Raw genomic sequence first — 14,162 nt, 5'->3', positions numbered from 1 at the left:
GCAGCGTTTTGCCCCGCATCCGGCGGCAATCACCCAGCAAGAAGCTGAATTTGATCAATAAAAAAAATCTACAAAGATTCCGGTTGACGCGCAGCCCGTCCCTCCCCTAGCCCTATAGGCACGCAGGGGAGTCCCGCCCAAGGGACTGAGAGGCGTCATGGTGCGGGGCAACCCGGACCGGCGGCGCGACCCTTTGAACCTGACCCAGTTGATACTGGCGTAGGAAGCTAGGAGCATGGTGCGCGCCCCGGCGGCAACCCCGTGTTTCGAACAGGCAGCATGCGTGCACAGGCCGTACACCGGCTGTACACCCCCCTGCCCGTTTTCCTCCGTCCCGGCTCAATTGGTGTTTTTGAACCGAAGGCCCGGAGGAACACCAGATGAACGTCCCTAACCCCAAGATCACCACGGGCGCATTGCCCGCATCGCGAAAGATTTACGTCAGCGGCGAGGTCCATCAGGACATCCGCGTGCCGATGCGGGAAATCTCCACCCACCCCACCGCGGGCGAGGCGCCGCTGCCGGTCTATGACAGCTCCGGCCCCTATACCGACCCGGACGTGCTGACCGACATCCGCCAGGGCCTGCCCGCGCTGCGCCGCCAGTGGATCCTCGCCCGCGGCGACGTTGAGAGCTATCAGGGCCGCGACGTGAAGCCGGAGGACAACGGCTTTGTCGAGGGCGAGCGTCTGACGCCGGAGTTCCCGGTGAAAACCGCCCCCCTGCGCGGCAAGGACGGCAAGGCGCCGACCCAGCTGGCCTATGCGCGTGCAGGGCTAATCACCCCGGAGATGGAGTTCGTGGCGATCCGCGAAAATCAGCTGCGGGAGCTGTCGCCGTGCCATGCAAACCGCGACGGCAATGATTTCGGCGCCAATATCCCCGACTATGTGACACCGGAATTCGTGCGGTCCGAAATCGCCGCGGGCCGCGCCATCATCCCGGCCAACATCAACCACCCTGAAATCGAGCCGATGATCATCGGCCGCAATTTCAAGGTGAAGATCAACGCCAATATGGGCACCTCTGCCGTCACCTCCTCAATGGAGGAAGAGGTGGACAAGCTGGTCTGGGCGATCCGCTGGGGCGCCGACACGGTGATGGACCTGTCCACGGGCCGCAACATCCACAACACCCGCGAATGGATCGTGCGCAACTCGCCGGTGCCGATCGGCACGGTGCCGATCTACCAGGCGCTGGAGAAGGTGAACGGCATCGCCGAGGATCTGACCTGGGAGGTGTTCCGCGACACGCTGATCGAACAGGCGGAACAGGGCGTCGACTATTTCACCATCCATGCGGGCGTGCGCCTGCATATGGTGCCGATGACGGTGAACCGGGTAACGGGGATCGTCTCGCGCGGCGGCTCGATCATGGCGAAGTGGTGCCTGCATCACCACAAGGAGAGCTTCCTCTATGAACATTTCGAGGAAATCTGCGACATCTGCCGCCAGTATGACGTCTCCTTCTCGCTGGGCGATGGCTTGCGACCCGGCTCCATCGCCGATGCCAACGACGAGGCGCAGTTTGCCGAGCTGGAAACCCTTGGGGAACTCACCAAGATCGCCTGGGCCAAGGACTGCCAGGTGATGATCGAGGGGCCGGGCCATGTCGCCATGCACAAGATCAAGGAGAACATGGACAAGCAGCTGGAGTGCTGCCACGAGGCGCCGTTCTACACGCTGGGGCCGCTGACCACCGACATCGCGCCGGGCTATGACCACATCACCAGCGGCATCGGGGCGGCGATGATCGGCTGGTTCGGCTGTGCCATGCTGTGCTACGTGACGCCGAAGGAGCACCTGGGCCTGCCGGACCGCGACGACGTGAAGACGGGGGTGATCACCTACAAGATCGCGGCCCATGCTGCCGACCTTGCCAAGGGGCTGCCGGGCGCCCAGCGCCGCGATGATGCGCTGAGCCGTGCCCGGTTCGAGTTCCGCTGGGAGGATCAGTTCAACCTATCGCTGGACCCGGACACGGCGCGGGAGTTCCACGACCAGACCCTGCCGAAACAGGCGCACAAGGTGGCGCATTTCTGCTCCATGTGCGGGCCGAAGTTCTGCTCAATGCGGATCAGCCACGACATCCGCGCCGAGGCGCAGAAGGAAGGCATGGAGGCGATGGCCGCCAAGTTCCGCGAGGGCGGCGAACTCTATGTGCCTGCCGCCGAGGCTGCGGAGCCGGCCGAATGATCACCATCGCAGGCGCGGGTCTGGCCGGTCTCGCCTGCGCCTATGAACTGGCGCAGCGCGGGGCGCAGGTCACCGTCTATGAGAGGGGTGAAACGCCGGGAGACAGCAGCGTCGCGCGCTTTGCGGGCGGCATGCTGGCGCCCTGGTGCGAACGCGAAAGCGCCGAGGAGGACGTCATCACCCTCGGCAGCCGCGCCGCCGGCTGGTGGGCCAGGATCACCCCGGTCCACAGGCGCGGCACGCTGGTGGTGGCGCCTGCCCGCGACCGGGCAGAGCTGACCCGTTTTGCCCGCCGCACCACTGGCCACCGGGGCGTGGACGGGGCGGAGATTGCGGGGCTGGAACCGGCGCTGGCGGGGCGGTTTGCGCAAGGGCTGTTCTTTGAGCAGGAAGCGCATCTGGACCCGCGGCGGGCGCTGCGCGATCTGAGCGCCACGGTGCAGGCGATGGGGGGGGAGATCCGCTATGGCTCCCCCGCCCCGGCCCGTGTCACGCTGGACTGCACCGGCATGGCCGCGCCCCTGCCCGGCTTGCGCCCGGTGCGCGGCGAGATGGCCGTCCTCCATTGCCCGGAGGTGGAGATCAGCCGCACCCTGCGGCTGCTGCATCCGCGGATGCCGCTTTACCTGGTGCCCCGCGGAGACGGGTTTTTCATGATCGGCGGAACCATGATCGAGAGCAGCTCTGGCCGGGGCATCACCCTGCGCTCGCTCAGCGAACTGCTGAGCGCTGCCTTCGCCCTGCACCCGGGCTTTGCGGAGGCCAGCGTGGCGGAGACCGGCGCAGGGCTGCGCCCGGCTTTCCCCGACAACCTGCCGCGGCTGACCGAACAGGACGGCACGCTTTACCTCAACGGGCTTTACCGCCACGGCTTTTTGCTTGCCCCCGCGATGGCAGAAGCCGCGGCCCGCCGCCTGCTCCAGGAGACGACAGATGAAGATTATCGTGAACGCCGAACCGCGTGACGTGTCGGCAACCGATCTGCAGGCGGTCCTGCACGAGCTGGGCTTTGCCTGCTCGGCGGTTGCGACCGCGCTGAACGGCAGCTTTGTGGCCCGCGAACAGCGGGAAGAGGTGCAGCTGTGTGAAGGCGACCGGCTGGAAGTCCTGGCGCCGATGCAGGGAGGCTGAGATGCGCGTTTACGGAACAGAGATCACCTCGCGTCTGCTGCTGGGGACGGCGCAATACCCCTCGCCTGCGGTTCTGGCGGCGGCGGTGAAATCCAGCGGCACGGAAATCATCACCGTCAGCTTGCGCCGCGAAACCGCCGATGGCTCCGGCGCCGGGTTCTGGGACAGCCTGCGGGAGACCGGCTGCCGGATCCTGCCCAATACCGCCGGCTGCCATTCGGTGCAGGAGGCGGTGACGACGGCCCGTATGGCGCGGGAGCTGTTTGATACGCCCTGGATCAAGCTGGAGGTGATCGGCCATTCCGACACGCTGCAGCCGGATGTGTTTGGTCTGGTGGAGGCGTCGCGGATCCTCAGCGCCGAGGGGTTCCAGGTCTTTCCTTATACCACCGACGATCTGGTGGCGGGGGAGAAGCTGCTGGAGGCGGGTTGCGAGGTGCTGATGCCCTGGGGGGCGCCGATCGGCTCCGGCCAGGGGCTGCGCACCCCGGATGGCTTGCGGGCGATGCGGGCGCATTTCCCGGACGTGCCGCTGATCGTGGATGCCGGGATCGGGCGGCCTTCGGACGCGGCGCAAGCGATGGAGCTGGGCATGGATGCGGTGCTGCTGAACACCGCAGTGGCCAAGGCGGGCGACCCTGCCGGGATGGCCCGCGCAATGGCCCTGGCGGTTGAGGCCGGACGCCTTGGGTATGAGGCCGATCCGATGGAACGGCGCGATATGGCGGTGCCCTCCACCCCGGTTCTGGGCCTGGCGGAGTTTGCATGATGGAACGGTTCTATCTGATCACCGGCCATGTCGGCCGGCTGGAGCTGCTGGTGCCGCAGGGGGCTAGGCTGGTACAGCTGCGCATCAAGGACCAGCCCGAGGCAGAAGTCCGTCGCCAGATCGCGCGCGCGCGCGACTTTTGCGCGGTGCATGGCGCGCAGCTGGTGGTCAATGACTACTGGCAGGCGGCGTTGGAACTGAACTGCAATTTCGTGCATCTGGGGCAGGAGGACATGGACACCGCAGACTTTGCCGCGCTGCGCCGCCGCGGTGTGCGGTTCGGGCTGTCGACCCATGATGAGGCAGAGCTGGAGCGCGCGCTGTCCTTCGGGCCGGCCTATGTCGCGCTGGGGCCGGTCTATCCGACGCTGCTGAAGAAGATGAAATGGGGGCCGCAGGGGCTGGAGCAGGTGGCGCGCTGGAAGCGGATGGCGGGAGACACCCCCCTGGTTGCGATCGGCGGGCTGACGCCGGAGCGGCTGCCGGGGGTCTTTGCCGCGGGGGCCGACAGTGCGGCGGTGGTGACCGATATCCAGCTGGCAGAGGACCCCGAGGCGCGCACCCGCGAATGGGTGGAGGCCTGCCGCACATGAGCCGCTATGCGCGCCAGATGATCCTGCCCGAAGTCGGTGCCGGGGGTCAGGAACGCCTTGCCAAGGCGCATGTGCTGGTGGTGGGCGCCGGAGGCCTCGGCTGCCCGGTGCTGCAGTATCTGGGCGGCGCGGGCGTTGGGCGTATCACGGTGATGGATGGCGACGTGGTGGAGGAGAGCAACCTGCACCGGCAGGTGCTCTATTCCATGGCCGATCTCGGCCGCCCCAAGGCCGAGGCCGCGCGGCGGCATCTGCTGGCGGCCAACCCGGATCTGCAAGTGACGGCCCTTGTGCAGCCGCTGGACGCCGCCAATGCCGCTGCGATGGTTGCGGAGGCCGATCTGGTGGTGGATGCCGCGGACAGTTTTGCGGTGTCCTACATCCTCTCGGACACGTGCCGGCAGCAGGGCAAGACGCTGATCTCCGCCTCGGCGCTGGGACAGTCCGGGTATGCCGGGGGCTTCTGCGGCGGCGGGCCGTCCTTGCGCGCGGTGTTCCCGGATCTGCCCGCGCAGTCCGCGACCTGCGCAAGCGCGGGCGTGATGGGGCCTGCCGTGGGCATAATCGGCGCGCTGCAGGCGCAGCTTGCCCTGAAAGCGCTGCTCAATCACCAGCCGCCCCCGCGGGGACAGTTGTTTATTTTCCGGCTGCAGGACCTGCAGGTCAGCGCGTTCCGCTTTGATGATGCCACGGAGCCGGAGGATGCCCTGCCGTTCATTGCGGCGTCTCATATCCGCCCTGACGATACGGTGATCGAGCTGCGCGAGGCCGCCGAAGCCCCGCGCCTGCCTGCGCCGCAGGCCCGCCGGATGGCCCGCGCCGGCCTGCTTGCGGCAGAGCTGCCGCGCGCGGGCCGGATCGTGCTGTGCTGCCGCACGGGTTTGCGGGCCTGGGGCGCGGCGCAGGACTTGCGGCAGGCGGGATACGGGAACCTGGCGCTGCTGGCCGCAGGGGACGGCGGATGACCTGGATCCTGGCGATTGGCGGCACCGACAGCAGCGGCGGCGCGGGCCTGAGCCGCGATACGGCGATGGCGGCAGCGCTGGGGGTGTCCGTGCGCCCGGTGGTGACAGCCGTGACGGTGCAGACCAATGAGGCCGTGCTGGCCGTTCACCCCTGCCCCGCTCAGAGTGCTGCAGACCAGGCGCGCGCCGCCCTGGCAACGCCGCCGCGGCCCGGTGCGGCGAAGATCGGGATGCTGGGGTCCGCCGCAGTGGCAGAGGCGTTGGGCGCGGTTTTGCCCGCGGGGCTGCCCATCGTGGTGGACCCGGTACTGAAGGCAAGTTCCGGCGGCACGCTGATGGCGGCGGACGGTTTTGGCGCGCTGCTGCGCCGGGCGGCGCTGGTGACGCCGAACCTGGCGGAGCTGGAGGTTTTGTCCGGCGTGCCGGGCAGCCCTGAGGCGCAGGCCGCTGCGCTGCTGGCGCTGGGGGTGCGCGCGGTGCTGGTCAAAGGCGGCCATGGCACCGGGGCGGAAAGCACCGACCTGCTGTTCACCCCAGATGGCCCGCCCCTCGCCTTTGCCGCGCCGCGGCTGGCGGTGTCCAAACGCGGCACGGGCTGCAGCTTGGCCACGGCCATCGCCTGCCATCTGGCCAAGGGCAGCAGCCTGCAAGCAGCCTGCCGCCACGGCAAAGAAGACGTGCACCGCTGGCTGCGCCGCTGAAGCGCAAAGGGCCGCTGGCAGATGGTTTTGAGGCCGGTTTCGGGACGGAACTTCCCGGCGCGTCTCCCCAATGCCTCGGCGGCCCGGCTGCCGCCATATGCCCGCGGCATGTGGCGCGCATTTCAGTGAGCAGAAAGACACGCCGGCCTCAGCGCATCCAGAAGCCTTCCTTTTTGATCCGGTTGCGGATTACCTGCTCGCGCCGCGGCAGGTTTTCGCGGTCAAACAGCGCCCGCACCTTCGCACCGCGGCCCTGATAGACCATGCGCTTGATCGGCTCATAGGCTTTCAGCACTTTCTTGATCCGGTTCGGCGCGGTGATTTCGTGCAGCAGCTCCACCACCCGGTCGCTCTCGCGCGCGTAAAGCAGCGGAAACAGCCGGTAGTGGCAGCTGGTCCCGCCATCCAGATACCCGGGCGGCAGCGCGTCGCGGCCGCCGCCGAAGGCGTGGATCACCAGCGGCAGCACGATCTGGTCGAGCCAGGGGTCGAGGCTCTGGCCGGTCAGTTCGGCTGGCGGATCGTCCCGGACCGACTGCGCATAGGCCAGGAACCGCGCGCCAAAGGCCCGCGGACAGGCACCGTAGAAAAAGCCCGCGTTGAAATAGAGGTAGCGCTTCCAGTATTCATCCGGCTGGCTGAGGTCGAGGCTGGACGGGAAATCCAGGCCGAAACGGCTGTAAAGCGACTGCCAGATGCCGGTATAGCCGGGCCCGTACAGCGTCGGCTCGGGCCAGGTCCCCTCGACCCGCAGGGACGCCGAGGGCCGGGAGAAATCAAACGGCACCTCCGCCAGCTCGCCGGTGATCAGTGTGTCGGTGTCGAAAAAGACAAACGGCTCCCCCTCAGGCAGGGCCTGCAGCGCCTCGATCTTGTTGCCATAGGGGTAAGCGGCGCCGAACACCTGGTTCTCAAACGGCAGGATTTCCGCATCCAGTTCCGCCAGCGCCTGCAGCACCTCCGGATTGCGGATGCTGGGGTCCTTGTCCCACCGGGGCCCCGGCTGCGGCACCGCCACAAACAGGCGGCCTGTAAACCCGGGCGAACAGCGGCGCAGCGAGGCGGCAAACAGCACGGCCTCATACTGCAGCCGGCCCGCCTGGCCGGTGATCATCACGTTGAAGGGGGCATTTGCCATTGTTTTCCCCGTTTTCCGTCTCTGCCGGGCGGTTAGGACTGCCTGTTAAGGCCGCAGGCAGACCTGCCTGCTAAGGTAGCTACAAGGCGGCAGGATGCCGTGCAACAGGCCGTTGGGAATTTCGGGCGCCCCTGTGTCAGCGCGCGGGCCCTCAAATGGAGCGAGAACATGATTGATGTGATCCTGACGATCATCGCGGCATCGGCACAGCCGGGCCCGGACGGCGCAGCGCCGGAGGCTGCGGCGCTGTCTGCGCCTGCGCCGGAGGCTGCGGCGCTGTCTGCGCCTGCGCCGGCCGCCCCCGCGCTGGCGGCGGAGCCGCAGGAGGCCACCGGCCGGTTCACCACCGCAGCCGAGGTGAAGCCGATACTGGCCGCAACCCGGGCCAGCTGGATCCACGTGCGCCAGTTCGGCGGCCAGGACCTGCTGTATGTCACCCACCTGTGGTCCTGGCGCTGCGGCCTGGCGCAGGTCAGGCTGGGGGTAAACGGCGCCGCGCCGGAACTCTGGCCGCTGCCGGAGTGCCACCTGGACGAAGGCTTGCCGAACATGATCAAGGCAGAGGACGGGATGCCGTACCGCAGCTATCCACCGGGCTCGATCCAGCAGGTTGCTGTTGAGGTGACATACGACGACCTGAGCCGCGAAACCCTGACCTTCGGGCGCAACGGCCAGCCCTTGCAGTAAGTCTGAACCGGCCTTTTGACCTGTCCGCCGGGTGCTGCGCAGCCGCTGTCCGGCCATGCCGGCACGGCTGTAAAAAGCCACTTGGACCGGGGCCCTTCAGCACTTGCCAAGCGCGCTGAGGCCCTGCTTGCCCGCAAGCCTGTTCTTTTGCTGAAAAGACCTCTTGCGAGGGACCCGCGAAGGATGTTAAGCGCGGTTTCACAGCTAAGTGCCCCTATAGCTCAGCTGGTAGAGCAACTGATTTGTAATCAGTAGGTCCGCGGTTCGAGTCCGTGTGGGGGCACCATCACTTCAGCTAACACATTGGTTTTGCTCCAGCTTTTTGCACGTGCAAGGAGCCGTAGACCATGTCGGAGACCATTTCGCCTGCGTTCACCTTCGTGAAAGATGGCGTCTTCTACTTCAGCCGCCGCATCCCCAAAGACCTGAAGAAGCATTATTCCTCCCCTCGGATTGCATATTCTCTGCGAACAAGGGCCGCTCGCGTGGCGGAAGCTCGGGCCAGGAGGGCTGCGGATCAGCTCGACGAGTACTGGTTTCACCTCCGCTCTAAAGACGCGGACCTGCCCGGCAAACACATGCTCAGGCTGCAAGGAGACGGCCGTGTCGTAGCAAGCTCATCGCCGCCGGAGGTTTCTTCGGCCTCTGTGAAGCTGTCCGAAGCGGTGGGCATCTATCTGCGTCTCAAGGGACAAGGTCGCCCTGATACCTTTCACCGGGCAGTTGAGAGGTCCTGCGGCTATGTCATCGACGCTTGTGGTGACAAGCATCTCGACGCCTACACCAAGGCCGATGCCAACAAGTTCAGGGATGCGCTGATCAAACGAGGTCTGGCGGGCAGCAGCATCACCCGTATTTTCGGAACCGTGCGGGCTATCACCAACTTTGCCGCAAGCGAGCTTGGACTGACCCTGACCAACCCGTTCAACGGGGTGTACTACGACCGAGAGGCCGGGGTTAGTGATCGCAACCCGATCCCTGCCGATGCCCTGAGTGAGGTTCAACGCCAGTGTCGCCAGATGGACGACGACATCCGGTGGCTCGTTGCCCTCGTCTCCGACACGGGGATGCGTCTCGCTGAGGCGGCGGGCATTGTAAGGGAAGACATTGAGCGCAGGCCAGATGGGTCGCTTGTTGCCCAGGTGCGCCCCCATCAATGGCGTCGCCTGAAGACCAAGGGCAGCGAACGCATTGTGCCGCTTGAGGGTGAAGCCCGATGGGCAGCCGAACGCCTGATGGCACAGGCAGCCGACACCAAGTTCCTGTTCCCGCGCTACAACAAGAAGGACCAGACAAACGCGAACGCGGCCAGCGCTGCCTTGAACAAGTGGATCAAGCAGATGGCACCCGATGGCTGTACCATGCACAGCTTCCGCCATTCGATGCGGGACAGGCTCCGTGCTGTTGAGTGCCCTGCCGACATCGTCGATCAAATCGGCGGTTGGCAGACCGATGGCGTGGGTCACGGATACGGCGCTGGCTACCCTGTCGAGGTGCTGCAGAAGTGGATGAAAGCTGTCACATGAGCCGACATGGTCTACGGCTCCTTGCGCGTGCAAAAAAGCTGGAGCAAAACCAATGTGTTAGCTGAAGTGATGGTGCCCCCACACGGTAGTTCTGCTCCCGTTACAGGCACTGCTTCAGCCGGTAGCCCCAGCAAACTAAGGGCTATCCGAGGTTGCGGGTGCAGGTCAACAGGCGCGGCGTGGTCTACGCTGTGGTCTACGGTTCTGTCTCCCTCTTATCTGTGATCCTTCGACCAGTCTCGCTGGCCCTGCGGTGAGCGCGGTCAAGGGCCTGCATTGACTACGTCCTCATCCACGAGCTGGCGCATTTGAAGCACCATGACCATGGCCCCGAGTTCTGGAAGCTGCTGGACGATCACGCTCCAGACTGGCGCGGGGACAAGACCCAGCTTGATAACCTCGTCGAGATCTTGACTGCGGACTGACCTCGGGCCACCTGCACTGGCGACTGCCTGATTGGTTACTGCGTCCAGCGAGGCCGGGGAATTAAGGCCCACCATCAGAATAGCCGAAACGCCACCACGGTGCCCGCAAACGCGGAGCGCTGCGCTCGGCTTGCACATGAGACGAGGCCCCCCATGACATTCATTTCACAAGCCGAACCGGCGACACTCCAGGCGCAAAGCCTTTCCCCCCGCCAGCTTGAACTTTCGCTGATACCTGTGGCTGATGCTTCAGCTGAGGTGGTACATTCTTCCATAGAAGCTGATGATAGTTGTACCAGTTCGACCACGTCGTCGTTGTCCGACCAGGTCCTCGCCGATCTCGAAGCCACGCTCGAAGCCAGAGGCATGACCGCAACCGAGCCGCAGCTTGAAGCCCTGGCTGATGTCGTCGCGACCTTGTGCGATATGGCTGACGGGTCGTGCGCCCCCACCATCCACCTCAGCAGTCTCGACCCCGGAATGGGCAAGACCACAGCGCTGATCCATTTCCTGCGGCGGGTCGTGGCAAGCCCTGATCATCTTGATGTCGGTGTCTTGGTCTGCCTGTCCCGGTTGGACGAGATCCGGCGGCTGGTCGATGAAGCTGGACTGAACGAGGCGGACTTCGCGGTCCTGTGTTCGGACGAGGAGGTCGGCGAACTCTCGGCCACAGAGCATGACGGGGCGCAGATCCTGTTCACCACACAGCAGATGCTGACAAGGCGTTGCGCTGGCCGCGTGTTCTCGCAGGTCAGTGAGTTCCACTATCTTGGTCAGCCCCGCACCGTGCGGATCTGGGACGAGACCATTGAGCCGGGTGAGGTCATCACTATGTCAGCCGACGAACTGGCCGCCATGCTGTCCCCACTGCGCAGGACCAATCCCGCCCTGGCGGATCAGGTCCAGGATCTTCAGTTCGATCTGACCACGTCGTCACCTGGGCAGCTCCTGCGGATACCGGCGTTGGAGGCGTTATCCTCGGTCGCCACAGATGATGTGTCCGCTAGGGAAGGCTTCCGGCGGCTGCTGTACAAGCTCAAGGCTTTGGTTGGCCGGACGGCACGGATCACCCGTATGCACAGCAACCTGGTCATCGCGCTCAACATCCGAGACGCACTGCCTGCAGACTTCACACCGCTCCTTGTCCTCGACGCATCAGGACGGGTCCGCCACACGTATAGCGCCTGGGAGGCCCGCAGCGGCGGTCTGGTTCGCTTGCGTTCGACACCCAAGGACTATGCCCCGCTGCAGATCCACCTGATGGACCAAGGGGGCGGTAAGGATGGCTGGAGGCGCAACGCTGACCAGCTTGCCCGCGAGGTTGCCACCGTCATCGACACCAAGCCCAATGAACCCTGGCTGGTCGTTCACCACAAGGCGCAGGCTGGCATTGACCCGGTTGGGCTGATCCGGCGTTACGTGAAGAAAGCTGACTTCTCCCGCGTGAGCTTCCTGCACTGGGGAGCGCATCAGGCGACCAACGCCTTCAAGGATGTGCCGAATGTGGTACTGGCTGGGCTGCTGCATCTTCCCGACAGCCAGCTTCTTGGCTTGGCTTATGCCAGCGCAGGCCGGTCCGTGACTGACCACCCGCCCGCCGATCTCGTCAAACAGATTGAGCTGGGAGAGCTGGGGCACGGGGTCATCCAGGCTGTAGGGCGAGGAACGGTGCGGGGTTTTGATGCGGGCAAATGCCTGCCGTGCAGCGCCTACATCATCGCGGGGCGGCGGTATGGGCTGGCCAAGGCTTTGCCGCAATGGTTCCCAGGGTGTCGGCTGACCAGTTGGCGACCTCGTCACAAGCCGCTATCGGGCCGGGTCAAGCAAGCTGTCGAGTTCGTCGAGCGCCAACGAAGGGTGCGATGTGGCGAACCAATCCTGTTCTCTGCGATCATGGACTACATCGGTGAGAAGGACCGCTCCAACTTCAACCGCTGCATCCGCAAACACCGTAACTTCGAGGCAGCCATCGAGCGCCTTGGACTGATGGAGGTCAACGTCGGAGGTGGACGCGGCAATGACGCGCTGCAAGTCGTCTTCGGACCAGTGGAGTGCATGGCGGCATGACAGGGAAGGTTTTGGGGTCAGAAATCTGAGCGGCCTACACATATATACGCAACTGCGGTTCCCCCCCAGTGGGGTGACCGCGCTCACCGCAGGGCCAGCGAGACTGGTCGAAGGATCACAGATAAGAGGGAGACAGAACCGTAGACCACAGCGTAGACCACGCCGCGCCTGTTGACCTGCACCCGCAACCTCGGATAGCCCTTAGTTTGCTGGGGCTACCGGCTGAAGCAGTGCCTGTAACGGGAGCAGAACTACCGTGTGGGGGCACCATCACTTCAGATACCCACTTGTTTCTGCTTCGGATTTTGCAGCGCGTATAACGCCGCAGCCGCCGCTGGAACTCTTTCTGACTGCAGCATCTGCACCGAAAGCCAGGCCGGCTGAACCGGCAGCCGGATCCCAGGTATGCCGGTGAACGGTGGATCTGGCCTTCCCGCCCGCAATCGCAGGCTGCAACTCAGGCGCTGGAGCCTGCTTGCCGCGCTGCCCCCCCAGTCTTAAGAGGTCCGTGAACTGCAGGGCAAACCGCAGCCCGGCCCCATTTCCGCTGCGGCATTGGCGCGATTGCCTTCTGCCCGCAGCCATGCTGTTGTGCGCGCGACGCAGGAGAGTTTTCAGGGAGACCCACTCATGACCGATGCCCCGTCTTATGGCTTTGACACCTTGCAGATTCATGCTGGCGCCAAGCCGGACCCGGCCACTGGCGCGCGGCAGACGCCGATTTACCAAACCACCGCTTATGTCTTCCGCGATGCCGAACACGCTGCGGCCCTGTTCAACCTGCAGGAGGTCGGGTTTATCTATTCCCGCCTGACCAACCCTACCGTCGCCGTGCTGCAGGAGCGGCTGGCGACGCTGGAGGGCGGCGTTGGCGCGGTCTGCTGCTCCTCCGGCCATGCGGCGCAGATCATGGCGCTGTTCCCGCTGATGGGACCGGGCTGCAATGTGGTGGCCTCGACCCGGCTGTATGGCGGCACCGTCACCCAGTTCAGCCAGACCATCAAGCGCTTCGGCTGGTCGGCGAAATTCGTCGACACCGACGATCTGGACGCAGTGAAGGCGGCGATCGACGAAAACACCCGCGCGGTGTTCTGCGAATCCATCGCCAACCCGGGCGGCTATGTGACCGATATCCGGGCGCTGGCGGACATCACCGATGGCGCCGGCATCCCGCTGATCGTCGACAACACCTCTGCCACGCCGTATCTGTGCAACCCGATTGCCCAGGGGGCCACGCTGGTGGTGCATTCGACCACAAAATACCTGACCGGCAACGGCACCGTGACCGGCGGCTGCGTGATCGACAGCGGCAAGTTCGACTGGTCCGCAAATGACAAGTTCCCCTCGCTGTCCGCGCAGGAGCCGGCCTATCACGGCCTCAAGTTCCACGAGACCTTTGGCCCGCTGGCCTATACCTTCCACGGCATCGCCATCGGCCTGCGCGATCTTGGCATGACGATGAACCCGCAGGCGGCGCATTACACGCTGATGGGTGTCGAGACGCTGTCCCTGCGGATGCAGCGCCATTGCGAGAACGCGCGCAAGGTGGCCGACTGGCTGGAGAAAGACGACCGGATCGATTATGTGACCTATGCCGGGCTGCCGTCCTCGCCCTATTACGAGCGCGCCCAGGCCTGCTATCCCAAGGGCACCGGCGGGCTGTTTACCTTTGCCGTCAAGGGCGGCTATGAGGCCTGCGTCAAACTGGTGGATTCGCTGGAGATTTTCAGCCACGTCGCCAACCTGGGCGACACCCGCTCGCTGATCATCCACTCCGCCTCCACCACCCACCGGCAGCTGACGCCGGAGCAGCAGGAAGCGGCAGGCGCGGGCCCGAATGTGGTGCGCGTGTCCATCGGCATCGAGGATGCGGACGACCTGATCCGCGACCTGGACCAGGCGCTGGCCAAGGCCTGCGGCTGAGACACGGTTTACCTGAAAGAGAAAGGCCGGGCGCCCTGCCCG

13 protein-coding genes, 1 tRNA gene and 1 riboswitch are annotated in these 14,162 nt (G+C 65.2%); of the genes, 13 read left to right on the top strand and 1 reads right to left on the bottom strand.

Going from position 1 to position 14,162, the window contains the following annotated elements; genetic code table 11:
* Positions 1–114: 114 nt before the first annotated feature.
* Positions 115–243, top strand: a riboswitch (TPP riboswitch).
* Positions 244–380: 137 nt separating this feature from the next.
* Genes thiC through thiD form a run of 7 tightly spaced genes read left to right on the top strand, consistent with a single transcriptional unit; the run spans position 381 to position 6,354 of the window.
* Positions 381–2,195, top strand: coding sequence for a phosphomethylpyrimidine synthase ThiC (gene thiC / locus PHA8399_RS01235; protein WP_058284383.1), 1,815 nt, complete (start codon positions 381–383; stop codon positions 2,193–2,195).
* The gene (locus PHA8399_RS01230; protein WP_058284382.1) at positions 2,192–3,160 is read left to right on the top strand and encodes an FAD-dependent oxidoreductase; all 969 of its coding nucleotides are present in this window, start codon (positions 2,192–2,194) and stop codon (positions 3,158–3,160) included. The genes thiC and PHA8399_RS01230 overlap by 4 nt, the downstream gene beginning before the upstream one ends.
* Complete coding sequence (gene thiS / locus PHA8399_RS01225) at positions 3,129–3,326, top strand: sulfur carrier protein ThiS (RefSeq protein ID WP_058284381.1); 198 nt, start codon at positions 3,129–3,131, stop codon at positions 3,324–3,326. The genes PHA8399_RS01230 and thiS overlap by 32 nt, the downstream gene beginning before the upstream one ends.
* 1 nt (position 3,327) lies before the next feature.
* Positions 3,328–4,095, top strand: coding sequence for a thiazole synthase (locus PHA8399_RS01220; RefSeq protein WP_058284380.1), 768 nt, complete (start codon positions 3,328–3,330; stop codon positions 4,093–4,095).
* Positions 4,095–4,688: a thiamine phosphate synthase gene (locus PHA8399_RS01215; protein WP_058284489.1), complete on the top strand. Its 594-nt coding sequence runs from the start codon at positions 4,095–4,097 to the stop codon at positions 4,686–4,688. Before PHA8399_RS01220 ends, PHA8399_RS01215 begins: the two co-directional genes overlap by 1 nt.
* Positions 4,685–5,653 (top strand): HesA/MoeB/ThiF family protein, encoded by a 969-nt coding sequence (locus PHA8399_RS01210; RefSeq protein ID WP_058284379.1) that lies wholly within the window; start codon positions 4,685–4,687, stop codon positions 5,651–5,653. Before PHA8399_RS01215 ends, PHA8399_RS01210 begins: the two co-directional genes overlap by 4 nt.
* Positions 5,650–6,354, top strand: a complete 705-nt coding sequence (thiD, locus tag PHA8399_RS01205) for a bifunctional hydroxymethylpyrimidine kinase/phosphomethylpyrimidine kinase (RefSeq protein WP_058284378.1) — start codon at positions 5,650–5,652, stop codon at positions 6,352–6,354. The genes PHA8399_RS01210 and thiD overlap by 4 nt, the downstream gene beginning before the upstream one ends.
* Positions 6,355–6,502: 148 nt before the next feature.
* Here thiD and PHA8399_RS01200 read toward each other — a convergent pair whose 3' ends face one another.
* Entirely contained in the window at positions 6,503–7,492 is a 990-nt protein-coding gene (locus tag PHA8399_RS01200; RefSeq protein ID WP_058284377.1) for a GT-B fold glycosyltransferase domain-containing protein, read from the bottom strand.
* Positions 7,493–7,660: 168 nt separating this feature from the next.
* Here PHA8399_RS01200 and PHA8399_RS01195 point away from each other — a divergent pair, with 168 nt between their 5' ends.
* From PHA8399_RS01195 to PHA8399_RS01170, 6 genes are all read left to right on the top strand, one after another.
* Entirely contained in the window at positions 7,661–8,179 is a 519-nt protein-coding gene (locus tag PHA8399_RS01195) for a hypothetical protein (protein WP_058284376.1), read from the top strand.
* A gap of 210 nt (positions 8,180–8,389) precedes the next feature.
* Positions 8,390–8,465: transfer RNA gene (locus PHA8399_RS01190), tRNA-Thr, on the top strand.
* 61 nt (positions 8,466–8,526) lie between these two features.
* Positions 8,527–9,705 carry a DUF6538 domain-containing protein gene (locus tag PHA8399_RS01185; RefSeq protein ID WP_058284375.1) on the top strand — a complete coding sequence of 393 codons (1,179 nt, stop codon included), beginning with the start codon at positions 8,527–8,529 and terminating at the stop codon, positions 9,703–9,705.
* Between the two features lie 275 nt (positions 9,706–9,980).
* Positions 9,981–10,130: a M48 metallopeptidase family protein gene (locus PHA8399_RS21755; RefSeq protein ID WP_280137376.1), complete on the top strand. Its 150-nt coding sequence runs from the start codon at positions 9,981–9,983 to the stop codon at positions 10,128–10,130.
* Between the two features lie 153 nt (positions 10,131–10,283).
* A complete protein-coding gene (locus PHA8399_RS01175) occupies positions 10,284–12,197 on the top strand; it encodes a hypothetical protein (RefSeq protein WP_058284373.1) in 1,914 nt (637 codons plus the stop codon).
* Positions 12,198–12,827: 630 nt separating this feature from the next.
* Positions 12,828–14,120, top strand: coding sequence for an O-acetylhomoserine aminocarboxypropyltransferase/cysteine synthase family protein (locus PHA8399_RS01170; RefSeq protein ID WP_058284372.1), 1,293 nt, complete (start codon positions 12,828–12,830; stop codon positions 14,118–14,120).
* The last annotated feature ends 42 nt before the right edge of the window (positions 14,121–14,162 follow it).

It is taken from the genome of Leisingera aquaemixtae (assembly GCF_001458395.1).
Taxonomy (GTDB): Bacteria; Pseudomonadota; Alphaproteobacteria; order Rhodobacterales; family Rhodobacteraceae; genus Leisingera; species Leisingera aquaemixtae.
The sequence above is the reverse complement of the archived record's forward strand: the minus strand, read 5'-3'. Positions and strand labels throughout refer to the sequence as shown.